The sequence below is a fragment of the Coprococcus sp. LG101-27 genome (assembly GCF_027695515.1).
GTDB classification, from domain to species: domain Bacteria; phylum Bacillota; class Clostridia; order Lachnospirales; family Lachnospiraceae; genus Allocoprococcus; species Allocoprococcus comes.
The window spans coordinates 186,041-210,220 of sequence record NZ_JAQEUJ010000001.1; the positions used below are offsets into that span (position 1 = coordinate 186,041).

At 41.7% G+C, this 24,180-nt stretch carries 22 protein-coding genes and 1 riboswitch; of the genes, 21 read left to right on the forward strand and 1 reads right to left on the reverse strand.

What is annotated here, in order from left to right; all coding sequences use genetic code 11:
• Window positions 1–2: 2 nt before the first annotated feature.
• The 12 genes from PG766_RS00965 to PG766_RS01020 all read left to right on the forward strand — a co-directional run bounded on the left by PG766_RS00965 (window position 3) and on the right by PG766_RS01020 (window position 9,667).
• Window positions 3–638: a hypothetical protein gene (locus PG766_RS00965; protein WP_182438570.1), complete on the forward strand. Its 636-nt coding sequence runs from the start codon at window positions 3–5 to the stop codon at window positions 636–638.
• Window positions 639–674: 36 nt separating this feature from the next.
• Entirely contained in the window at window positions 675–1,553 is an 879-nt protein-coding gene (locus tag PG766_RS00970; RefSeq protein WP_270590257.1) for a GIY-YIG nuclease family protein, read from the forward strand.
• 84 nt (window positions 1,554–1,637) lie between these two features.
• On the forward strand, window positions 1,638–1,931 hold the full coding sequence (locus PG766_RS00975) for a hypothetical protein (RefSeq protein ID WP_243014324.1): 294 nt from the start codon (window positions 1,638–1,640) through the stop codon (window positions 1,929–1,931).
• A gap of 128 nt (window positions 1,932–2,059) precedes the next feature.
• Entirely contained in the window at window positions 2,060–2,557 is a 498-nt protein-coding gene (locus PG766_RS00980; protein ID WP_055155661.1) for a YaiI/YqxD family protein, read from the forward strand.
• The gene (locus PG766_RS00985; protein WP_117823103.1) at window positions 2,554–2,985 is read left to right on the forward strand and encodes a flavodoxin family protein; all 432 of its coding nucleotides are present in this window, start codon (window positions 2,554–2,556) and stop codon (window positions 2,983–2,985) included. Before PG766_RS00980 ends, PG766_RS00985 begins: the two co-directional genes overlap by 4 nt.
• Window positions 2,986–3,563: 578 nt before the next feature.
• Window positions 3,564–3,639: riboswitch (cyclic di-GMP riboswitch) on the forward strand.
• A gap of 122 nt (window positions 3,640–3,761) precedes the next feature.
• Complete coding sequence (locus PG766_RS00990; RefSeq protein ID WP_182438569.1) at window positions 3,762–3,929, forward strand: hypothetical protein; 168 nt, start codon at window positions 3,762–3,764, stop codon at window positions 3,927–3,929.
• Between the two features lie 66 nt (window positions 3,930–3,995).
• Entirely contained in the window at window positions 3,996–4,811 is an 816-nt protein-coding gene (locus PG766_RS00995) for a substrate-binding periplasmic protein (protein WP_117823105.1), read from the forward strand.
• Window positions 4,795–6,951 carry an ATP-binding protein gene (locus PG766_RS01000; RefSeq protein WP_118198404.1) on the forward strand — a complete coding sequence of 719 codons (2,157 nt, stop codon included), beginning with the start codon at window positions 4,795–4,797 and terminating at the stop codon, window positions 6,949–6,951. Before PG766_RS00995 ends, PG766_RS01000 begins: the two co-directional genes overlap by 17 nt.
• Before the next feature lie 30 nt (window positions 6,952–6,981).
• The gene (locus PG766_RS01005; protein WP_118198403.1) at window positions 6,982–7,212 is read left to right on the forward strand and encodes a hypothetical protein; all 231 of its coding nucleotides are present in this window, start codon (window positions 6,982–6,984) and stop codon (window positions 7,210–7,212) included.
• Between the two features lie 30 nt (window positions 7,213–7,242).
• A complete protein-coding gene (locus PG766_RS01010; RefSeq protein ID WP_270590259.1) occupies window positions 7,243–9,267 on the forward strand; it encodes an ATP-binding protein in 2,025 nt (674 codons plus the stop codon).
• A 65-nt stretch (window positions 9,268–9,332) separates the two neighbouring features.
• Window positions 9,333–9,509, forward strand: a complete 177-nt coding sequence (locus PG766_RS17020) for a response regulator (protein WP_118198401.1) — start codon at window positions 9,333–9,335, stop codon at window positions 9,507–9,509.
• Window positions 9,510–9,538: 29 nt separating this feature from the next.
• Window positions 9,539–9,667 (forward strand): hypothetical protein, encoded by a 129-nt coding sequence (locus PG766_RS01020; protein ID WP_270590260.1) that lies wholly within the window; start codon window positions 9,539–9,541, stop codon window positions 9,665–9,667.
• Between the two features lie 147 nt (window positions 9,668–9,814).
• Here the strand turns inward: PG766_RS01020 and aroC are convergent, their stop codons facing one another.
• Window positions 9,815–10,933: a chorismate synthase gene (gene aroC / locus PG766_RS01025; RefSeq protein WP_195250109.1), complete on the reverse strand. Its 1,119-nt coding sequence runs from the start codon at window positions 10,931–10,933 to the stop codon at window positions 9,815–9,817.
• A gap of 306 nt (window positions 10,934–11,239) precedes the next feature.
• On the opposite strand from aroC, the gene PG766_RS01030 reads away from it, so the two are divergent.
• From PG766_RS01030 to ilvD, 9 genes are all read left to right on the forward strand, one after another.
• Entirely contained in the window at window positions 11,240–13,129 is a 1,890-nt protein-coding gene (locus tag PG766_RS01030) for a L,D-transpeptidase family protein (RefSeq protein WP_270590263.1), read from the forward strand.
• A gap of 22 nt (window positions 13,130–13,151) precedes the next feature.
• A complete protein-coding gene (gene tgt, locus PG766_RS01035) occupies window positions 13,152–14,285 on the forward strand; it encodes a tRNA guanosine(34) transglycosylase Tgt (protein WP_117834022.1) in 1,134 nt (377 codons plus the stop codon).
• 86 nt (window positions 14,286–14,371) lie between these two features.
• Window positions 14,372–14,650 (forward strand): preprotein translocase subunit YajC, encoded by a 279-nt coding sequence (gene yajC / locus PG766_RS01040; protein WP_008374927.1) that lies wholly within the window; start codon window positions 14,372–14,374, stop codon window positions 14,648–14,650.
• Between the two features lie 130 nt (window positions 14,651–14,780).
• Window positions 14,781–16,325, forward strand: a complete 1,545-nt coding sequence (malQ, locus tag PG766_RS01045; protein WP_117556410.1) for a 4-alpha-glucanotransferase — start codon at window positions 14,781–14,783, stop codon at window positions 16,323–16,325.
• 1 nt (window position 16,326) lies between these two features.
• Window positions 16,327–17,373: a LacI family DNA-binding transcriptional regulator gene (locus tag PG766_RS01050; RefSeq protein ID WP_118217253.1), complete on the forward strand. Its 1,047-nt coding sequence runs from the start codon at window positions 16,327–16,329 to the stop codon at window positions 17,371–17,373.
• Window positions 17,358–19,616 carry a glycogen/starch/alpha-glucan phosphorylase gene (locus tag PG766_RS01055; protein WP_055155652.1) on the forward strand — a complete coding sequence of 753 codons (2,259 nt, stop codon included), beginning with the start codon at window positions 17,358–17,360 and terminating at the stop codon, window positions 19,614–19,616. The genes PG766_RS01050 and PG766_RS01055 overlap by 16 nt, the downstream gene beginning before the upstream one ends.
• Window positions 19,617–19,848: 232 nt before the next feature.
• Window positions 19,849–21,165 (forward strand): Na+/H+ antiporter NhaC family protein, encoded by a 1,317-nt coding sequence (locus PG766_RS01060; RefSeq protein ID WP_182438568.1) that lies wholly within the window; start codon window positions 19,849–19,851, stop codon window positions 21,163–21,165.
• Window positions 21,166–21,306: 141 nt separating this feature from the next.
• Window positions 21,307–22,392 carry a 3-isopropylmalate dehydrogenase gene (gene leuB / locus PG766_RS01065; RefSeq protein ID WP_270590266.1) on the forward strand — a complete coding sequence of 362 codons (1,086 nt, stop codon included), beginning with the start codon at window positions 21,307–21,309 and terminating at the stop codon, window positions 22,390–22,392.
• Window positions 22,393–22,494: 102 nt separating this feature from the next.
• Window positions 22,495–24,165, forward strand: a complete 1,671-nt coding sequence (gene ilvD / locus PG766_RS01070; RefSeq protein ID WP_270590268.1) for a dihydroxy-acid dehydratase — start codon at window positions 22,495–22,497, stop codon at window positions 24,163–24,165.
• Window positions 24,166–24,180: the final 15 nt, after the last annotated feature.

Below are 24,180 nucleotides of genomic sequence, written 5' to 3' on the forward strand. Positions count from 1 at the left end.
TGATGAGAATACTTTTTTGTAACATAGCGTGGATGAAGGAGTATCGAGGAAATGAAGATGGAAAGGATACTCCGTTAAATGGTGGAAGCTATGTTGATGAGACAGGAGATGCACATGAAAAATATAATTTTACACCGGTGAATATGGAGGGCAGGGAAGGTTTATATTGTCTGGGATTTTTCGAGACAAAATCACATAATGGGAAAGATGTTAATCAAATGCGGATAGAGAATATTGCAGGTTGTGAGCATTGTAAAAAAGAAGAATCAGTAGATGATGTACTTGTTGTATATTGCGCAAAACATCCGGCACATAAGTTTACAACAGTTATTGGCTGGTACAAGCATGCTACTGTTTACAGACATTATCAAGAGGCAGTGTTTGCTCCGGAAGATATACAATATTACAATGCAATTGCAAATTCGTCTGATTGTGTTCTACTTCCTGCGGGCATCAGATCAAGAAAGGTTCAGTGGGAAGTCCCAAGAAAATCAAATGGTTGGACTTATGGATTTGGACGGGCAAATGTATGGTATGCCAGTGAAGAGGATAGCAGGTTGCAAGATTATCTTGCAAGATTAGAAAAACAAATTAACGAATATGATGGCGAAAATTGGATTGAAAAGTATGCTGAGTAGGTGTTAAACAAAGGATAGAACGAGGGAGAAATAGCAATGGCGTATGGAAAGTCTATAGAGCTGTTTTTGGTCAATGGAACAGCGGATAGTTTGACTATAGCGGAGCTGTCAAATTGGAATGGAAAAGCAATTAAGATACCAAGAATTGAAGTGTCTTCGTGCTATAGAGAGGATATTGCTCAAGTGGGAGTATATTTCCTCTTTTGCAAAGAAGATGATGGAACAGATTCAGTATATATCGGAGAAGCGGAAAATGTAAAAGAACGTTTGTTGCAACATTTGCGAGACTATCAAGCTGAAAAAGAGAAATATTATTGGACCACGGCAGTGATTTTTATAGGGAGAGACCTGAACAAGGCATTGATTCGTTATCTTGAAAATCGATTTGTAGACATTGCAAGACAGTGTAAACGGTATCTGGTGCTTACAAAAAACACATATCGAAATACGGTGATGAAGGAATCGCAAATAGCAGTCATGGAAGAATTTATTGATAATGTGAGAATTTTGATAAGTGTTTTAGGATATAAAGTATTGGAACCTGTCAATAAACCAGCAGTTATAGAAGAAAATGATGGTAACGAGATTGAAAAAGACGAAATAAAGCTGCACTTGGAAAGAACAGTGAAGGGAATAGGAAAGATAGAAGCTGATGGTATTCGTACATCTGAAGGTTTCGTAGTGCTAAACGGAAGTCATATTGCTCCAGAGGATGATGAGACAATCTCAGCAGGTATTAAAGAAAAGAGAAGTAAAGCTAATATTGTAGAGGGTATTCTACAGGAAGATGTTTTGTTTTCAAGTCCATCTGGTGCAGCAATGTTTGTGGTAGGTAAGAGTGCTAACGGATTGACAAGCTGGAAAAATGCAGACGGTATTACACTTAAAGATATTGAAAGCGATGAAACAAAATGAAACTAATGTTATTGCGAATCGGATGAGAATTGAATGTGACTTTGTTTAAGTTTACGAATGAAATTCTTGGAGTATAGGAGCAAGATGGATATGTGGAATGACATATATAAGCCTGATTCGATTGGAAGTGAGGGCGGTACGATTATTGCAGATGAGGAATATAAAGAATCGTGCAGGATAACCTTGGAAAGATGTGAAAGGTATGATGCAATTACATGTGGTGTATATGGAAGTATGATGCATACAACTTTTTGTGATAAAAGTCATAGTCAGGAAGTATTTGATAACATGAAAAGAGATCTACAGGAATTTATTGATAAGGATACAACAGCTGAGGAAGAAGATATTTTCTATGAAGAGTTTATAAGTAAATATTGATTGGAAGATTGGTTTGATGACAGGAAAATGGAACAGATTCTGCATCAGAAACCGGTTCAGCTGAAGCGAGAGGCAGAATACGAACAGCAGAGCTTATTCTTATAATGGTTCAGAGGAGGAATAGAAAGATGCAAATATTTGTTGATGCAGATGCCTGCCCAGTAGTTGCAATCATTGAAAAGATTGCAAAAGAAAATAGTATTCCGGTAACGTTGTTGTGTGATACGAATCATGTTCTGTCATCGGCTTATAGTGAAGTGATTGTAGTAGGGGCAGGAGCAGATGCAGTAGATTATAAACTGATTAGTATCTGCCATAAAGGAGATATTGTCGTATCACAGGACTATGGTGTTGCAGCAATGGCACTGGGAAAAGGTGCTTATGCCATTCATCAATCGGGCAAATGGTACACGAATGACAATATTGATCAGATGCTCATGGAACGTCATTTGAATAAAAAAGCCAGAAGAAGTTCCCATAAGAATCATATCAAGGGACCAAAAAAACGAACAGAAGAAGATGATGTAAGGTTTGCACAGTCTTTTGAAAAAATGCTCATGATGGTACAGGAGAAATTTCAAAAGAATACTAAAACAATGGAGACAGGCAGAAAGGAAAACAAATGAGAAAAGCAATCGTATATGCATCTGTACATCATGGGAATACAGAAAAACTAGTAAAGGGCATAGCAGAAGAATGCCAGGTCGATTTGATTGATGCTGTAAAACAGCCAGATGTAGATCTGAGCAGTTATGATATGATTGGATTTGCATCAGGAATCTATTTTTCAAAATTTCATCAGTCGATATTGGGATTTGCAGAGAAGAATCTACCGGACGATAAAAAGGTATTTCTGATCTGTACTTATGGTGGAAGTGCAAATTATAAATCCATAGAGCAGATTTTGGACGAGAAGCGTTCTAAAGTGATAGGAAAATTCGGATGCAAGGGTTATGACACATTTGGTCCATTTAAACTGATGGGTGGTATTGCAAAAGGACATCCGGATGAGGAAGATATAAAAAATACAGTTGAGTTTGTAAAAGGATTATAAGTAGCCCGCAAATAAAAAGTCAAGGTTAAATGGTTGCTTTTTTGTTTGAGTTTCTGTTTGAGTTTCTAAACTTTTATGTGACAAACGTAGCTGTCTGTGATATTATTAAGATAATATAAGCGAAAAAGACTTTTGCGGAAACGAAAGTATCTTCAAATTTTATTTTACGAATGTACTTCCTATAATAAAACTAATTACTTGCAAAATTGATAACTAATATTTTTTCTGCTATTACAGGTACAATAAGAACATGTAATAACAGAAATGAGGTATAGTTACTTGCAGATAGAGAAGTATATCGCAGATGAAATAACATCTTTATGTGAGAAGCGTGATATCAGTAAACACAGATTATCGCAGCTGCCGGGAATTTCCCAGTCGTCACTGAGAGAATCATGACGTAGGAAACAGTAATGTCAATGCTGCGTGGACTTTGGAAGTAGGAGAACAGTTCGAGTATATGTATCGGCTGTTCTTTTTTTATTTTTCAGCGTTAAAGCGGTGAGGTTTTTCTTATGCACGATAGATTGTGGGAGTATAATAACATCAATGTTTTTGCATAAGTTTAAAAACTATAATAGGATGATCGGCAAACCAGATGAAAATCTGGGACGCAAAGCTACAGGGCCTGTAAAATGGCAGCCAGTTGCATGAAATGAGATGCACTGTCTGTAGGACAGTGTTTTTTTATTTCATAGATGTAACTATAATAATTTTATAAGGATGACAGAGGAATGTGAATCAAATTCATCTGTTTATGCCAAGTATCGCTTTTTATGGATCTGAAAATTGCGGAAGAAGGATCTGTTTCTCCGGATTTACAGACAGAAACAGATGAGCAGGAAGGTAATATCTTGCAGGGAATGCGGTTTCTGTGTGCAGAGGATAATGAGATAAATGCGGAAATCCTGACAGAACTGTTAAATAGAAACGCAGGTTATTGAATAGTAACAAATGGCAGGGAATCAGATATGAAAAAAACGAAAAGGATAGTTAGGAATAGGCGGAAAATGAAAGGGAAAAGAGTGATTGCAGGCATTCTGCTTGCGGAAATTTTAGCAGTCACCCTGGCAGGGTGTAAAAACATAGATAACACCAGAGAAGAAACAGAAAAGCCGGTCATTACACTCGGCAGCGATAACTACCCACCATACAATTATTTGAATGAGGATGGTGTACCTACGGGCATAGATGTAGAACTTGCTACAGAAGCTTTCAAAAGAATGGGATATCAGGTGGATGTTGTCCAGATCAACTGGGAGAAGAAAAAAGAATTGGTAGAAAGCGGAGAGATTGACTGTATCATGGGCTGCTTTTCCATGGAAGGACGCCTTGATGATTACCGCTGGGCAGGACCATACATAGCAAGTCGACAGGTGGTAGCCGTAAACGAGAGCAGCGATATCTATAAGTTGAGTGATCTGGAGGGAAAGAATCTGGCTGTCCAGTCCACAACCAAACCGGAAGGTATCTTTCTGGACAGGATGGATGAGAGAATCCCAAAACTGGGCAATCTGATCAGTCTTGGACACCGGGAACTGATCTATACGTTTCTGGGAAAAAGGTATGTGGATGCAGTTGCCGCACATGAGGAATCTGTTGTCCAGTATATGAAGGATTATGATACAAGCTTCCGTATCCTGGAAGAGTCTCTGATGATCACCGGAATAGGTGTTGCTTTTGCAAAAGATGATGACAGAGGAATCTGTGAGCAGATGGAACAGACATTGGAAGAAATGCGCCAGGATGGCACATCCCTGAAAATCATTGAAAAATATCTGGATGATCCCCAGAAGTATCTGGAGGTGGATGATCTTGGATATTAAGAAAAAAGAAAAACGAATCCAGCTGCTCGGCGGTCTGCTTGGAATCTGTGTGGTGGTAGTCTCCCTGTTTTATTTCTTCCACGCAGAAAAAGCGGAAGCAGAGAAAAGAATGGTGGAGATTGTAAATTATGTGAAAGTGCAGTGTTCCACCTACACCCATTATAATGAATCATCGGAATCCAAAAGTCTCCTCCGTGCCATTGAAAGTGCCAGACAGATGAGTACAAATATTAAAACGGAAACAGAAAACGGTGGGCAGCTAAGCCGGGATTTTCTGAAGGGAAATCTGCAGACTCTCTGGGTGGATGGTATCCTTGTATTGGATGCAGATGGAAAGACGGACTGTGAATACAGCACAGATGAGTCTCTGACTAATGAGATTACGGAGTATCTGCAAAAAGACATCATCATGGATTTTGCCGGATATGAAGAAAGAAGCTATTCGGAACGGTTTACCAGGGAAGATGGGTCACATATCGATATTGCAGCCTGTGCCAGAAAAGATACACCGGGCATCGTTGCAATCTACTATTACACTTCTCCTGAATTTGCCAGAAACTATACACTGACGATACAGGGGCTTTTAAACGGTTATAGTACTCAGAAAGATGGAACGATTCTTGTTGCAGACAATGGGACAGTTGTTGCCTGCAATGATGAGAGCCTGTTGGGGCAGAATACAGCTGACAACGAAGTGGTTCAGGCAATGAAAAAGCATACAGACAGTCAACATATCTATCATTTTAAGAAAGAAGGAATCGGATGTTACGGAATCATGCTGAAGCAGCGTGATTATTATATCTATGCATATCTTCCTGATACGGAAGTATTCCACAACCTTCCATTAAATGTGATGAGTGTTATTTTTCTTTATTTTTTGATGTTCGGTTTATTCTGGTTCTGGACATATAAAACCAATTTGACACATCAGAAACTGGAACAGGAAAAAGATGAAAAATATAAAGCAGAACTTCTGATAGCTGCAAAAAAGGCAGAAGCCGCCAATGAGGCAAAAACAGAGTTTCTTCAGCGAATGAGCCATGATATCCGGACTCCGATTAATGGAATTTGCGGCGTGCTCAATGTGGCAGATCATTATGCAGACGATATGAAAAAACAGACGGAATGCAGGGCAAAAGTCAAAGAGGCCTCTCATCTGCTTCTGGAACTGGTAAACGATGTCCTGGATATGAGTAAGCTGGAGTCAGATGAAGTGATTCTGGAAGAAATACCATTCAATATGAGCGGTATTTTCAGGGAAGTATTTGTTGTGATCGAACAGATTGCAGCAGAACAGAATATTCGGATTGCGTGGGAGAAAAAAGAAATCATACACCGGAATCTTATCGGAAGTCCGGGGTATGTGAAACGTGTGATGATGAATATTCTGTCGAATGCGGTGAAATATAACAGAGAAAACGGACATATTTATATCAGCTGCGTAGAAATTCCATCCGAACAGCCAGGAATGACAACAATGGAATTTGTCTGCAGGGATACAGGAATCGGAATGACTGAGGAGTTCCAGAAATGTGTGTTTGAACCATTTGCACAGGAACACACAGGAAGCCGAACAAAATTTGCAGGAACAGGTCTGGGAATGTCGATTTCAAAGAAGCTGGTCGAAAAAATGGGCGGAACGATTACCTTTGAAAGTGAAGAAGGTGCAGGAACCACATTTGTGATCCGGATTCCGTTTAAAATAGATCTGGATGTGGATAAATCTAAAGAACAGAAAGATTTATCAGAAAAAACGATAAAGGGGCTGCACATTCTTCTGGCGGAAGATAATGAGCTGAACATGGAAATTGCAGAATTTATGTTTCAGAATGAAGGCGCTGAAGTGACCAAAGCATGGAATGGACTGGAGGCTGTTGAAATATTTGAAAAAAGCAGACCTGGTGAATTTGATGTGATTTTGATGGATATCATGATGCCAGTCATGAATGGTTATAATGCCACAAAGAGGATCCGTTCTATGGACAGAGAGGATGCTAAGGAAATACCGATCATTGCAATGACAGCAAATGCATTCACAGAGGACAGAATAAGAGCAAAAGAAGCAGGGATGGATGAGCATATTTCCAAGCCTGTTGATGGGAATTTACTGGTAAAGGTAATTCATGAATTGTTGAACTAGCGGAAAATAATTTCAAATGGGAGATTCGTAATGAAAAAGAAAAAATGGAACAGAGTTTTGGCTGTATTCTTAATGATGGTGATAAGCATATCGCTTCTGTCAGGCTGTGGCAGCAAAAACGCGGAAAAAGAAGATGCAGAAACCAATGAACTGAACAGTGGCATGAATTCCATTGATTACAATGCAATTTCAGGTCAGTTAACTATAATTATGGTCGCCTTTAAAGAAGGATGGATACATCGGGATCATTGGATATTTTGACAGTTAAGTTTTTTAAAGAGAGGGTAGCGTATGGATGATTTTAAAAAACTCACAGAACAACTTTTGAAAATATATATTAATGCCGGATCAGTAAATAATCTTGGTATAGAAAATTATTTTGATGAAAATATCAGTCTGATTGGAACTGGGAAACATGAGTTATTCACGAATCTGCATGAGTTTTTAGAATCATTCAAATTTGATGTAAAACGAAGAGGAAAAATCAGACTCGAAGTAAGAAATTTACATCAGGAAGAAGAAAGACTTGATGATGACCATGTTCTTGCACATGGAACAGTAGATTTTACTGGTCTGTTTAAAGATGGTTCAATCTGTTTTAAAATGGAGACAAGATTTACGATTATCTATAAGTGGACGAATGGAAAATGGCTGGTTCAGCATCTGCATCATTCAACACCGGATCTGGAACAGATGGACGGTGAAGAGTTCCCTCTCGCATTGGGGAAGCAGGTCAAAAAAACCCGGCAGGCCCTTCATGCATTAGGTACTGCTTATTATCATATCTCAAGGCTGAACTTAAAAACAAAGAAGATAGAACTTGTCAAAAGATCTCGAGAAATGGATATGGGTATTAAAGAGAATACTGCAGATTGGGATCCTCAGTTCAAGATTATCGAAGGTATTATAGCAGAACCATTTGTGCAGAAGTATATAGATTTCTTTGATATACGAACCATGGCAGCACGACTTTATAATAAAGAATCTATGTCTTCCGAATTCAAAAAGAAGAATGGATCATGGTTTCTATCCATGATTGTTCCTCAGAGTTATGATAAAAATGGAAATGTTACATCCGTGCTGATTGCAAACCGAGATGTGACAGATGAAAAAATGCGGGAATTAAGACAAGAGGAGGAATTGCGGGAAGCAAAATTAAAAGCAGAATGTGCAAATAAAGCAAAATCCTCATTCCTGTTCAATATGTCCCATGATATCAGAACTCCTATGAATGCGATTATTGGTTATGCAGAACTGGCATCCAGACATTTGCAGGAAACAGATAAGCTTGGCAGATATCTTGAAGAAATCCAAATATGCGGAAAAGAACTTTTGTCGATGCTTGGTAGTGTTTTGGATCTTGCAAGAATTGAGAATAATAAGGTTGAGATGGAATACACTGTTTCAAATGTCCATGAGTGCTTTGAAAATTGTGTCATTATGTTCCAACAACAGGCAGAAAGTAAAAATCAGACGCTTTCTTTGACAGAACAAATCATGTATCCGTATGTATATATGGATGCACCGCACATGTCAGAAGTCTGTCTTAATATTATAAGCAATGCAATAAAGTATACAAATACAGGAGGCACAATATCCTGTAATGTCCTACAGGAATCCTGTGAAAAAGAAGACTGGTGCAATATGATCATTAGTATTACCGATAATGGAATTGGTATGTCTGAAGAATTCCAAAAGCGTATTTTTGAAACTTTTGAAAGAGAACGTAACACTACATCCAGTCATATTGAGGGCAGCGGCATCGGAATGGGCATTACAAAAAAACTTGTAGAGCTCATGGATGGTACAATAGAAGTGAAAAGTAAGCAGGGTAAAGGTTCCACATTTACAGTAACTATTCCTTGCAGAAAAGCGTCAGAAGACGATTCTCTGGTGAAGAAAAACAGTAATTTGAGCAATAAGAATTGTTTGAACGGTGTTCGGATCTTACTGGTCGAAGATAATGAGATCAACACTGAAATCGCAACGGAATTATTGACGGAAGAAGGATGTATTGTTGAGACTGCCAATGATGGTGTTGCATGTATTGACATGATTGAAAAGGCTGATGCTGATTATTACAAGATGATCCTTATGGATATCCAGATGCCGGTTATGAATGGATATGATGCTACATTAGCTATCCGAAAGATGAAGGATACGAAAAAAGCCAGGATCCCTATTATTGCGATGACTGCCAATGCTTTCGCAGAAGATGCACAAAAGGGTTTTTCTGTTGGAATGAATGCTCATGTTGCAAAGCCTGTTGATATGAATATTCTTGTCCCAACCATGCTGAAATTTTTGGGTTTGTGACGTGTAATAATCTGGTGATTTAAGGAGAAAAGAACAATGTACAAAAGTAGAAAAAAATCAGACGCCTGCCGGATAAGGATAAAGCATGCATACCTATCATTGCAATGACAGCAAATGCATTTGAAGAAGATAAGAGAGATGCTCTTGCGGTTGGTATGAATGGTCATATCGCAAAACCCATTGAGCTTGATAAACTGCTGTCGATGTTAGCGGAAGTAATAAGGCAACAAGAAAATTGCTGATTTCATGTTATACTGAATGGAGTGTCATTTTGGAAAATATGCAAAAGCAGGGAGAGATGCATTGTGATACAGAAATCGTAATTCTGATAGGAATATCAGAATATATTTTCAAGATGTTATTGGAGAATGGAATCGGTTATAAAAAGCCACCTGACTGAGGTGGCTTTTTGTGTGTCAGAAATTATTTCAAAGCCCAGAAAGTTATTATAAAAAATGAGGAGGAACTCTATGGAACAGAAGTCTGACGGTACAATAGCAGATAAAACATACAAAATATACATGAAGTTTTATCTTGGAAATAGATATCAAAATAAGGCCACCACATCAGTGCCGTAGAAGCTTTTGAGTTTGTCCATTCGGGCACTCATGTTGGTGAAGAGCAGATCGAGGATCGTGATTGCGGCCATGGATTCTACGACTACGACGGCGCGTGGGACGATGACCGGGTCGTGACGTCCTTTAATGATCATTTCGGTGTTTTCTCCGTCTTTGGTGACGGTGGACTGTGGCTGTGAAATGGACGGAGTCGGCTTTACTGCCGCGCGGAAGATGATCTTGCTTCCGTCACTCATACCGCCGAGGACACCGCCTGCATGGTTGGTGTCTTTGGTGATCCTTCCATCTTTTGTATGGAAGGAATCATTGTTGATACTTCCTTTTGTATCTGCAGCTTTAAAGCCGTCACCGATCTCAAAGCCTTTGACTGCTCCGATGGACAGCATTGCTTTGGCAAGATTGGCGTCCAGTTTTTCAAATACGGTATCACCGATTCCTACCGGCATACCGGTAATAACACATTCAATGATGCCTCCTGAGGAATCCTGATTTTTAATACATTCTTCCAGATAGGCAGATGCTTTTTGGGCATATGCGTTGCTTGGCATATAAATCGGGTTCTGGAAAACCTCTTCCGGATGGTATTCATTTTCCGGAACAGATACCGGACCGATTGCTTTCGTATAAGCATGTACTTCAATGCCAAGTTCTTTCAAAATCTTAGCAGCAACTGCACCTGCTGCAACTCTGGCAGTAGTTTCTCTTCCGGAAGAGCGTCCCCCTCCTCTGTAATCACGGAAACCATACTTTTCATCAAATGTATAATCTGCGTGTCCCGGCCTGTATGTGTTCATAATATTTCCGTAATCACGGGAACGCTGATCCTGGTTCTGTACGAGAATTGAAATCGGAGTTCCGGTCGTCCGGCCTTCAAATACGCCGGACCAGATCTGTGCCATATCACTTTCCTTACGTCCGGTTGTAAACTGGCTTTGTCCGGGTTTTCTTCTATCCAGATAAACCTGGATATCCTCCTCTGAAAGAGAAAGCCCTGCCGGACACCCGTCAATCACAACACCGATCCCCTTTCCGTGCGATTCCCCCCATGTAGAAATCTGAAACAATCTTCCATAAATAGATCCTGCCATACTATATACCATCCTTTCTGTAAGCTTTTATTTATAAAGAATTAATTTGTGAATCAGTCAAAACGAAAAAACGAACAATAAAGCAGAAGAACACTTGCGCAATGGGATTTGAAACATTTCGTTTATTCTATTTGTCATCACAACGCAAATCATTCATTTCCCCAAAATCACCTCATTATTATAATAGAAGATTCCCATCCCAACAAGTGATAAAAATATGAAAGTTAAAGTTATGTATTGTATTTACACGCCCCTTCGTATTATAATGACTACATATTGAGTGAAAAAAGGAAGTCAATAGTATAAATGAGTGAAAAGAGTATGAATGAAAAAAACGAAAGAAATCTTGACAGCACAGTAGATGAAATCATGGAAGAGATCAGAGAGCAGACTGTAAGTGAGGTGAAGGACATCAATGAAAAAGAACAGAAAAGCGAAGAAAGACCGCGGAAAAAGAAAGTCACTAAAACAAAACGTCCTTCAGGCCATCACGTATCTGGCGATGGTGTGGATCATAAAGCAGCCTCAGACAAAGATCGACCGGTTAAGAAAAAGGCTCCGCGCCGGAAAAAGAAAGTAGTTCGTGAAGAGACCGGGCTTCTGGATCTGGAAGGAGCAGAAGAATGGCGGGATGAAGAAGAGACAGCAGTACCACCGGTTATTAAAAGTGCAGATATTTTAAGCAGTGGAGATGCAGAAGCATTCAATCCGGATGAGGAAGAAATTTTTGATGATTCTTTCTTTGATGAAGAAGAGGAAAAGCCGCATAGAAGAACTAAACGGGAGAAAAAGCAAGGCTCAGAAAAGTCCGGTAAAGTGGTTAAAATTGTAGTTGGTGCTGTGGTTGGAGTGGCAGCGGTTGTTTACCTTGGATTTTCCGTATATTTCATGAATCATTTTTATTTTAATACGAAGATCAACGGTGTGAACTTCTCCGGAAAATCAGTTTCGGCAGTAGAGTCATATATGAAGAGTCAGGTAGATGGATATGTTCTCACGATGAAGGAATCAGACGGAACAGAAGAGAAGATTGCCGGAACAGATATTTCTCTTGCGTACAAAGCAGGAGATGAACTGCAGAAGCTCGTAAAAGAGCAGAATGCATTTCTGTGGCCGGTCTGCCTTGGAAAGACACAGACAATTACGGCATCAGTCGGTGTTACATATGACGAAAACCAGCTGGATACCCTGATTAACGGTCTCGAGTGTATGCAGGCAGATCAGCAGGTTGAACCGGTAAATGCACATCCGGAGTATGACGGCAATTCGTATGTAGTCAAAGCTGGGGAGACCGGAAGTAAGATTGATACCGAGAATTTCAAAAAGGTAGTGAAAGAATCAATCGAAGGTTTCAAAAGCGAGATTGACATGACTGCTAAAGACTGCTATGTAGAACCAAAATACACAATCGAGTCAGAAGAAGTGAAGAAAGCATGTGACGATATGAATAAGTATCTGAAGGCAAGTATCACTTATAACTTTGGCTCGAATACAGAAGTTGTAGATAAAGATCTGATTTCCCAGTGGGTAACGGTAGATGATAACATGGCAGTTACCTTTAACAGTGATGCAGTCGTGAAATATGTACAACAGCTGGAGAGTAAGTATGACACTTACCAGACAAAGAGAACATTTACAACCGGAGGCGGCAACAGTGCAACGGTTGAAGGTGGAGACTATGGATGGATCATTGATGAAGCTGCCGAGATTGCAGCCCTTGAAGCGAATATCCGCAATGGAGAGACTGTGACGAGAGAGGCAAATTATTCACAGACTGCAGCAAGTCATGACGGAGCAGACTGGGGGAATACTTATGTTGAAGTCGATCTGACAAACCAGTATCTGTATCTTTTTGTAAATGGTGCAATTGTGACACAGGGACCAATTGTTACCGGTAAGCCAAGCAGAGGAGATGCCACACCGCAGGGAGTGTATATTCTGAAATACAAAGAAAAGGATACAACCCTTCGTGGACCAAAGAAGGAAGACGGAAGTTACGAATGGGAATCACCGGTTACTTACTGGATGCCGTTTAACGGTGGAATCGGACTGCACGATGCACCGTGGCAGACGAATTTTGGTGGGGACTGGTACCTGGAACATGGGTCACGCGGATGTGTCAACTTGCAGTATGATGTTGCAGAGACGGTGTTCAACAATGTAGATTCCGGAACACCGGTTGTATGTCATTACTAAATTTATGAGAGAGGTTATTTTTATGTATGAACTGATAAAAAGGGACGGTCGTGCCAAGCGCGGCCGCTTCCATACCGTACACGGAGTGATCGAGACTCCTGTATTTATGAATGTAGGAACAATTGCAGCGATTAAAGGGGCTGTTTCTACCGCAGATCTTGAAGAAATCGGAACACAGGTGGAACTGTCTAATACTTATCATTTGCATGTGCGTCCGGGAGATCAGGTAGTGAAAAAGCTTGGCGGATTGCACAAATTTATGGCCTGGGACAAGCCGATCCTTACTGATTCCGGTGGATTTCAGGTGTTTTCTCTTGCCGGACTCAGAAAGATTAAGGAAGAGGGTGTATACTTCAATTCCCATATTGACGGAAGAAAGATTTTTATGGGACCGGAAGAGAGTATGCAGATTCAGTCGAATCTGGCGTCTACGATCGCGATGGCATTTGATGAATGTCCGTCCAGTGTAGCGGAAAGGAAATATATGCAGGCATCGGTAGAGCGTACAACGAGATGGCTCGCAAGATGTAAAGAAGAGATGGCAAGACTCAATTCTCTTGATGATACGATCAACAAACATCAGATGCTTTTCGGAATCAATCAGGGGGGTGTCTATGAAGATATCCGTATTGAGCATGCACAGCAGATTGCAGAGATGGATCTGGATGGATACGCAGTCGGCGGACTCGCAGTTGGTGAGACACATGAAGAGATGTACCGGATCCTGGATGCAGTAGTTCCTTGTCTTCCGGTTGCCAAACCGACTTATCTGATGGGAGTCGGAACGCCGGCGAATATTCTGGAAGCGGTAGACAGAGGTGTAGATTTCTTTGACTGCGTATATCCAAGCCGTAACGGAAGACATGGTCATGTTTATACAAAGCATGGTAAGTTGAATCTGTTCAATGCAAAATTCGAACTGGATGAACGCCCGATCGAAGAAGGCTGTCAGTGCCCGGCCTGCCGCCGTTATTCAAGAGCTTATATCCGGCATCTGCTGAAAGCAAAAGAGATGCTTGGAATGCGGCTTTGCGTTCTCCACAATTTATATTATTATAATCATCTTATGGAAGATATCAGAGGAGCGATCGAAGAGGGAAGATATGCTCAGTTTAAGAAAGAGACACTGGCAAAAATGGAAGAAAAAGAAGATTAGGATAAAAAAATTCTAAAATGTCTTGATGAATGTCCTATTATTGTGTATGATGGTAACAGTGTCTATTTTAGCAGGAGGAAAGAAAAATGAATAATCCAATCGTACTTATTTTATTTTACGTTGTAATTATCGGAGGATTCTGGTGGTTACTGATGAGACCACAGAAAAAGGAACAGAAGAGAGTACAGCTTATGTTATCTGAACTGGCTGTAGGAGATACTGTTCTTACAACAAGCGGTTTTTACGGAGTTGTTATTGATATTACAGATGAAGACGTAATCGTTGAATTCGGAAGCAACAAGAACTGCCGTATCCCGATGCAGAAGTCTGCGATCATGCAGGTTGAAAAGCCGGAGAACAACTAAATCAATTTTTTTGAAAAAGTTGAAAAAAAGCATTGCATTTTATGTGCAATGCTTTTATAATACAATTATTGGAAACGTTACCGATACCGATACCGAAACCGTTACCGTAGAAAGATGTGAGGTGCATATTATGAGAACAAGCGGTATATTACTGCCGGTGGCAAGTCTGCCATCAAAATATGGAATAGGTGCTTTTTCGAAAGAAGCATACGAGTTTGTAGATACACTTGAGAAGGCAGGTCAGAGCTACTGGCAGATCCTTCCGTTAGGTCCGACAGGGTATGGAGATTCGCCGTATCAGTCTTTCTCAACTTTTGCAGGAAATCCGTATTTTATAGACCTGGAAAAGCTGATAAAAAAGGGCTGGATTACAAAAGATGAATGTAAGGCATATGACTTTGGTGATAATGCGGGATATGTGGATTATGAAAAGATTTACAACTGCAGGTATGAGATCTTAAGAAAAGCATATGAAAGAAGCCGGATCGCAGATGATGCAGATTTTCAGAAGTTCTGTAAGAAGAATAAAGAATGGCTGGATGATTATGCGCTTTATACGGAGATCAAAGCTGCGAATGGTGGGAAAAGCTGGAGCGAATGGGAAGATGAATATCGTCTGAGAGATGAGCTTGCGCTGGAAAAATTCGCCAAAGAGAATCGGGAAGGGATCCTGTTCCAGAAGTTTATGCAGTATGAATTCGCAACACAGTGGAGTGCACTGAAAGCATATGCGAATGAAAAAGGGATTGAGATCATTGGTGATATCCCGATTTATGTAGCATTTGACAGCGCAGACAGCTGGTCGCATCCGGAACTGTTCCAGTTTGATGAGAACGGACTTCCGACTGGTGTTGCAGGGTGTCCGCCAGATGCATTTAGTGCAACCGGACAGCTTTGGGGCAATCCGCTTTATAAGTGGGAATATCATAAGGAGACCGGATATGCATGGTGGATGAAGAGAATCCGTCATTGTGTAGAACTTTATGACGTGATCCGAATTGATCATTTCCGTGGATTCGATGAATATTATTCCATTCCATACGGAGATCTGACAGCGGAATTCGGACATTGGGAAAAAGGACCGGGAATGGATATTTTCCGGACGGTAAAAGAGTCTCTGGGTGATGTGAAAATTATTGCAGAGGATCTTGGATTCCTGACAGACAGTGTGATCCGGATGGTGGAAGAGTCCGGATATCCGGGAATGAAAGTTCTGGAGTTTGCATTTGATTCCAGAGAGCCTAGCAATTATCTGCCGCACAATTATGATAAGAACTGCGTAGTATACACAGGAACCCATGACAATGAAACACTGGCAGGATGGTACAGAGAATTAAAAAAAGAAGATAAGAAGTTTGCGCTTCGCTATATGGGAAGAAAGAAACTCAGTATCAATGAAGCAGTATGGGAAATCATCCGTCTTGCGCAGTCGAGCGTGGCGGATACCTGTATCATTCCGATTCAGGATTATCTCTGCCTCGGTAATGAAGCGAGGATCAATCATCCGTCAACTCTTGGCGGCAACTGGATCTGGAGACTTCATAAGGATGAGATTTCAAAAAAACTCGTGAAGAAGATCCGCAGGATGACAGAACTTTATTGCAGAATCCCGGAGAAGACCGAAATGACCCTTAAGGCTGAAGATGCAGAGGACTTAGGAGAAGAAAAGAAATAAAATGGGAATGACGATTAAAGATATTGCGAAGAAGTGCGGGGTCGGAGTCAGCACCGTGTCCCGTGCGCTGAACAATCATCCGGATATCAATCCTGAAACCAAAAAGATGATTTTAAAGACGGTTGAAGAATCAAATTTTGTGCCAAATAACAGTGCAAGGAATCTGAAACGGACCGATTCGAAATCCATTGCGATTCTGGTAAAGGAGATTGATAATCCATTTTTCGCGACGATGATGCGGGTAATGGAAAAAAAGATCCGCAGACAGAAATATTCCTTTTTTATCCAGCATATGGGAAAGGATCAGGATGAGGTCGATACCGCACTGGAGCTGATCAAAGAAAAAAAGCTCAGAGGGATTATTTTCCTGGGTGGGGATTTCAGGAAGAACAAAGAGCGGATTGCAAAGATAAAGGTTCCGTTTGTTGTAAGTACGGCAGCATTTGATAAACTGCCGGAGAAATGTATCGCATCCTATGTATCAATTGACGACCGTGCGGAAAGCCGTAAGATCGTAGATCATCTGTGCGAGACCGGACATAAAAAGATTGCAATCCTTGCCTCGGATAAGAAAGATGAGAACATCGGAAAACTCAGACTGGAAGGTTACAGGGAAGCACTAAAGGCACATGGTCTGGAAGCGGATGAGGAAAGAATCTGTTATCTGGATGAAGAAGATACCACTTATTCGATGGAAAACGGATATCGGATGATGAAAAAACTGTTGAAAAAAGAAACAGAATTTACCGCAGTATTTGCAATTTCCGATTTGATGGTGATTGGTGCATGCAAGGCGCTTCTGGAAGAGGGAAAAAGGATTCCGGAAGATGTGGCGGTTGCAGGATTTGACGGACTTGACTATACCGGATTTTATCAGCCGGCGATCACTACGATGGCGCAGCCGGTCGAAGAGATCGCGAGACAGTCCGTCGGGATTCTGTTTGACATGATAGAAACAAAGAAAAGCCAGGAAGGAAAATATCTTCCGGCAACACTGAAAGAAAGAGAATCAACTACAGGAGGTAGAAGAAAATGGAAGCAAGACTGACAGAGATTTTACAGGAGAAATTCCAGACAGGACTTGAACAGGCAACGAATGAACAGGTATATTATGCGCTGCTTACGCTGACAAAGGAACGGATCAAAGAAGGACCGAAGAACGAAGGTAAGAGAAAACTTTATTATATTTCCGCAGAGTTCCTGATCGGAAAGCTTTTATCCAACAACCTGATCAACCTTGGAATTTATGATGAGACAGCAGAGGTGCTGAAAAAGCATGGGAAAAATCTTGCAGAGATCGAAGAAGTTGAACCGGAACCGTCTCTTGGAAATGGTGGACTTGGACGATTGGCAGCCTGCTTCCTGGATTCCATTGCAACACTCGGACTTCCGGGAGACGGAATCGGGCTGAACTATCATATGGGTCTGTTCAAACAGGTATTTACCGACCACAAACAGGATGAACAGAAGAATCCGTGGATTGAAAAAGACAGCTGGCTCAATGATACCGGTATTTCATTTGAAGTCCCGTTCAAGGATTTCAGTCTTCGTTCCCATCTGTATGATATTGATGTAACCGGATACGAAGGCGGAAGCAACAAACTTCATCTTTTTGATGTAGAGACGGTAAATGATGCAATCGTTGGAAACGGAATCAATTTTGATAAGAACGATATCCGTGAAAACCTGACGTTGTTCCTCTATCCGGATGACAGCGACAAGGCAGGAAATCTGCTCCGTATTTATCAGCAATATTTTATGGTCTCCAATGCAGCACAGTACATCATCCGCGAGTGTGAAGAAAAGGGATATGATCTCAGAAAGCTTCATGAGCATGTGGCGATTCAGATCAACGATACACATCCTTCTATGGTTATTCCGGAGCTGATCCGTCTTCTTGTTCAGAAACAGATCGACTTCAATGAGGCGATTGAGATCGTACAGAAGACCTGCGCGTATACCAATCACACCATCCTCGCAGAGGCACTGGAAAAATGGCCGGTTGATTATCTGGAGCAGGTTGCACCACAGATCGTTCCGATCATCCGTGATCTGGATGCAAGAATTAAGGGAAGATATAAAGATCCGAGAGTCCATATTATCGATGACCAGAATCGTGTACACATGGCTCATATGGACATCCATTATGGATACAGTGTCAACGGAGTTGCTTATCTTCATACAGAGATCCTGAAAAATGAAGAGCTGAAACCGTTCTACGACATTTACCCACAGAAATTCAACAACAAGACTAATGGTATTACGTTCAGAAGATGGCTGCTGCACTGCAACCATGAACTGACTGCATGGCTGGATGAGAAGATCGGACCGGATTACCGAAAAGATGCAACAAAGCTTGAAAAACTGCTTGATTATGTAAATGATGAGGAAACCTTAAAGAGTCTTCTTGTGGTAAAACAGAAAAAGAAAGAGGATCTGGCAGCTTACTTAAAAGAAACACAGGGACTGGAAATCAATCCAAATTCAATTTTTGATATTCAGGTAAAACGTCTGCATGAATACAAGCGTCAGCAGATGAATGCGTTATATGTGATCTATAAATATCTGGAGATCAAGAGCGGAAAGAAACCGGAGACTCCGATCACGGTAATCTTTGGAGCCAAGGCTGCACCGGCTTATATTATTGCAAAGGATATCATTCATCTGATCCTCTGCCTGCAGGAGCTGATTGATAACGATCCGGAAGTTGCACCGTATCTGAAAGTGGTTATGGTAGAAAACTACAACGTGACACTGGCAGAAAAGCTGATCCCGTCCTGTGATATTTCTGAACAGATTTCTCTTGCATCCAAAGAAGCAAGTGGAACAGGTAACATGAAATTCATGCTGAACGGGGCTGTGACAATGGGAACAGAAGATGGAGCCAACGTAGAAATCCATCAGTTTGTAGGGGATGAAAATATCTACATCTTCGGAGAATCCAGTGAACAGGTTATCGAGCATTACCGCAAGATGGATTATAATGCAGTTGATTACTATATCAATGATGAAGAGATCCGCAGACTGGTAGACTTTATCATCAGCCCGGAACTTCTCCGTATCGGAGATAAATACCTGCTTCTTGAACTGCATGCAGAACTGATTCGTAAAGACTGGTTCATGACACTTCTTGATGTGAAAGATTATATCCAGAAGAAAGAACAGGCTTACGCAGATTATGAAGACCGCATGGCATGGGCAAAGAAGATGGTTGTGAATATCGCAAAAGCAGGATATTTCTCATCTGACAGAACCATTGCTGAATACAACAGAGATATCTGGCATCTGTAAAATGTATATGTAAAAAACAGAAGTCTGTCCTGAAAAAACAGAGACAGACTTCTGTTTTTTGTGCAAAAGTGTATTTTTATACGGTTTCTGCGGGAACTTCCTGTATTTCCCTTATTGCGGGAAAAGAGAAGGATATGCTATGATAAGGAGAAGTATTGCTGTCTGTTTTCCGGATATGGAAAAGTTTTTGGGAAGATCCGGGAAGCAATAGAAGCAGATGAGAGGTGAATATATGGAAAAAAGAAGAAAAAGTGCAGCACTCTTGCCGGTCGGTGTATTTCTGATATTTTATCTGGGACTGGGTATTTTATTTGAATACATAATGAAAATTCCAATGGGGTTTTATAATGTACCGATCGTAGTGGCGTTTCTGGCGGCACTCCTGGTCGCGTGTCTGCAGAACAGAAAGGTTGGCTTTGATGAGAAGCTGGAGATCATGGGACGGGGAATTGGAGATAAGAATATTATCACAATGCTGCTGATTTTCCTGACGGCGGGAACTTTTGTGGGAGTGGTTGGAAGAAGCAGTGCAGAGAGTGTGGCGTATTTTATGCTATCGATCATCCCGGCACGGTTTGCGGTTGCCGTTCTGTTTGTGGTTGCATGTTTTGTTTCAACAGCAATGGGAACTTCGGTTGGGACGATCACCCTTCTGACTCCGATTGCGGTGGCAGTTTCGCAGACGTCCGGTTTTTCCCTGGCACTTTGCGTGGCATCGGTGATGGGAGGCTCCATGTTCGGGGACAATCTTTCTTTCATATCAGATACAACAATTGCTGCCTGCAACGGGCAGGGATGTGAGATGAAAGATAAATTCCGGGAAAATTTCTGGATTGCACTTCCGGCGGCGATCGTATCGTTGATTCTGATCCTGATCAGCTCTTTCCGGGCAGAGATCGGAACGGCAGTTACGCACGAATACAATCTGACGCAGATCATTCCGTATGTGCTGGTGCTGGTCGGCGGGATCGCAGGGTTCAACGTCTTTCTGGTACTTTTGACGGGAATTGTGTCCGGTGCGGTGATCATGCTTGCAATGGGGCAGGTAACACCGTATGAAATGCTTGCTGCCATGGGATCAGGTGTATCCGGGATGTTTGAAACCTGTATGGTGGCGGTGCTGGTTGCTGCAATGTGTGCGCTGATCCGGGAAAATGGTGGCTTTGATGTATTGCTGGATGTGATCCACCGTGTCTTTAAGGGATCGAAAAGTGGTCAGCTGGGTGTTGGTATTTTAGTAGCGCTCCTGGATGTGGCAACAGCGAACAATACCGTAGCAATAGTGATGGCCAATCCAATTGCAAAGGAAATGGCAGACGATTATCAGATCACACCGAGAAAGACGGCATCCCTTCTGGATACTTTTTCCTGTATTTCACAGGGAGTGATTCCGTATGGCGCGCAGATGCTGGTGGCAATTTCGGCAGTGCATGAGCTTGGCGGTGAGATTTCTGCATTTCAGATCATTCCGAAGCTTTTTTATCCGGGAATGCTGTTTGTCAGTTCGCTGATCTTCATTTTTGTGATTCCACAGAAAACGGAAAAATAAAACAGAGTTCGCTCTGATTTTTATACTTTTACAGATTAAAGGGTTGAAACCTGACAAAAAATACGGTATTATAGTGTTTAACAGATTTTTGGAACGAAAAATGGTACCAAAATCACAGATACATAGAAGGGAATGACAAAGATGAGCCTGAAAATCGGAGTAATTAAAGGTGACGGAATCGGTCCGGAGATTGTAACGGAAGCGATGAAAGTTCTTGATAAAGCTGGAGAGGTATACGGATTTGACTGTTCTTATGAACAGCTGCTTCTTGGGGGAGCATCCATTGATGTACATGGAGTCCCGCTTACAGATGAGACGGTAGCAAAAGCAAAAGCATGTGATGCCGTACTGATGGGATCCATTGGAGGAGATGCAAAGATTTCCCCGTGGTATAAGCTGGAACCATCAAAGAGACCGGAGGCCGGTCTTTTGAAGATCAGAAAAGAACTGAACCTGTTCGCAAATCTGCGTCCGGCAGTTTTGTATAATGAACTGAAGGGTGCATGCCCTCTGAAAGAAGAGATTACAGAAGGCGGATTTGATCTGATGATCATGCGTGAACTGACAGGCGGTCTTTATTTTGGAGAGAGGAAGACAGAAGAAGTGGATGGTGTGATGACTGCATTCGATTCACTTACCTATAATGAGAATGAGATCCGCCGGATTGCGATCCGCGCGTTTGACATTGCAATGAAGAGAAGAAAGAAAGTGACAAGCGTCGATAAGGCGAATGTACTGGATTCTTCAAGACTCTGGAGAAAAGTAGTAGAAGAAGTTGCGAAAGATTATCCGGAAGTTACACTGGAGCATATGCTGGTTGACAACTGTGCAATGCAGCTTGTAAGAGATCCGAAGCAGTTTGATGTTATTCTTACAGAGAATATGTTCGGAGACATCCTTTCTGATGAAGCAAGCATGGTAACCGGTTCGATCGGAATGCTGGCAAGTGCAAGTCTGAATGAAACCAGGTTCGGACTGTATGAACCAAGTGGCGGTTCGGCACCGGATATAGCAGGACAGGGAATTGCAAACCCGATAGCAACAATTCTTTCAGCAGCAATGATGCTTCGTTTCAGCCTGGATCAGGATAAAGCAGCAGATGCGATTGAAGCAGCAGTTTCCCAGGTGTTAAAAGATGGATACAGAACCGGAGATATTATGTCAGATGGATGTACAAAGGTTGGAACAGCCCGGATGGGAGATCTGATCTGCGAAAGAATTCGATAGTCAAGGATTGGGAAGATACAGTTCCGTACTGCTATGGGGAAAGAGAAGCAGGACGGAACTGTAATAGAATGGAGCCAAAAGTTACAGGAGGATTATAAAATCATGAGAAGTGATAATGTAAAAACAGGTATGCAGCAGGCGCCGCACAGATCATTGTTCAATGCGCTTGGTCTTACAAAAGAAGAACTGGAGAGACCGCTTGTCGGAATCGTATGTTCTTATAACGAGATCGTTCCGGGACATATGAACCTGGATAAGATTACAAATGCAGTAAAGATGGGAGTTGCGATGGCAGGTGGAACACCGATCATGTTCCCGGCGATCGCAGTTTGTGACGGTATTGCAATGGGACACATCGGTATGAAGTATTCTCTGGTAACAAGAGATCTGATCGCAGATTCGACAGAAGCAATGGCAATGGCGCATCAGTTTGACGCCCTTGTTATGATCCCGAACTGTGATAAGAACGTACCTGGGCTTTTGATGGCAGCAGCCCGTATCAATGTACCTACAGTGTTCGTCAGTGGCGGACCAATGCTTGCGGGACATGTGAAAGGACAGAAGAGAAGTCTTTCCAGCATGTTCGAGGCAGTTGGATCCTACGCAGCAGGAACAATGGACGAATGTGATGTATGTGAATTTGAAAATAAAGTATGTCCTACCTGTGGATCCTGCTCTGGAATGTATACAGCTAACAGTATGAACTGTCTGACGGAAGTACTTGGTATGGGACTTCAGGGGAATGGAACAATTCCGGCTGTATATTCAGAAAGAATCCGTCTTGCAAAACATGCAGGTATGCAGGTAATGGAAATGTACAGAAGAAATATCCGTCCGAGAGACATTATGACAAAAGAAGCCATCTTAAATGCTCTGACTGTTGATATGGCACTTGGATGCTCAACCAACAGTATGCTTCACCTTCCGGCAATCGCACATGAGATCGGTATGGATTTTGAAATTGATTTTGCAAACGGAATCAGCGAAAAGACTCCGAACCTCTGTCACCTTGCACCGGCAGGTCCTACATATATGGAAGACTTGAATGAAGCAGGCGGTGTATATGCAGTTATGAACGAGCTGAATAAGAAAGGCCTTCTGTACACAGACTGCATGACAGTAACCGGAAAGACAGTTGGAGAAAATATCGCAGGATGCGAAAATAAAAATCCGGAAGTAATCCGTCCGATCGACAATCCATACAGCCAGACTGGTGGACTTGCAGTCCTCAAAGGTAATATCGCACCGGATGGCAGTGTTGTAAAACGTTCTGCAGTTGTACCGGAAATGCTGGTACATGAAGGACCTGCAAGAGTATTTGAATGTGAAGATGATGCGATCAAGGCAATTAAAGGCGGAGATATCCATCCGGGAGATGTTGTAGTTATCCGTTACGTCGGACCAAAGGGTGGTCCTGGTATGCCGGAGATGCTGAATCCGACTTCTGCAATCGCAGGTATGGGACTTGGTTCATCGGTAGCACTTATTACAGACGGTCGTTTCAGCGGTGCATCCCGTGGAGCTTCTATCGGACACGTATCACCGGAAGCAGCAGTCGGCGGACCGGTAGCACTGATCGAGGAAGGCGATATCATCGAGATCGATATCCCGAACCTGAAATTAAATGCAAGAATTTCAGATGAAGAACTTGCAAGAAGAAAAGAAAAATGGCAGCCAAGAGAACCGGAAGTTACAACAGGATATCTTGCAAGATATGCAGCAATGGTAACTTCAGGAAACCGTGGAGCAGTTCTGGAAGTTCCACACAAATAAAATAAAATCTGGACA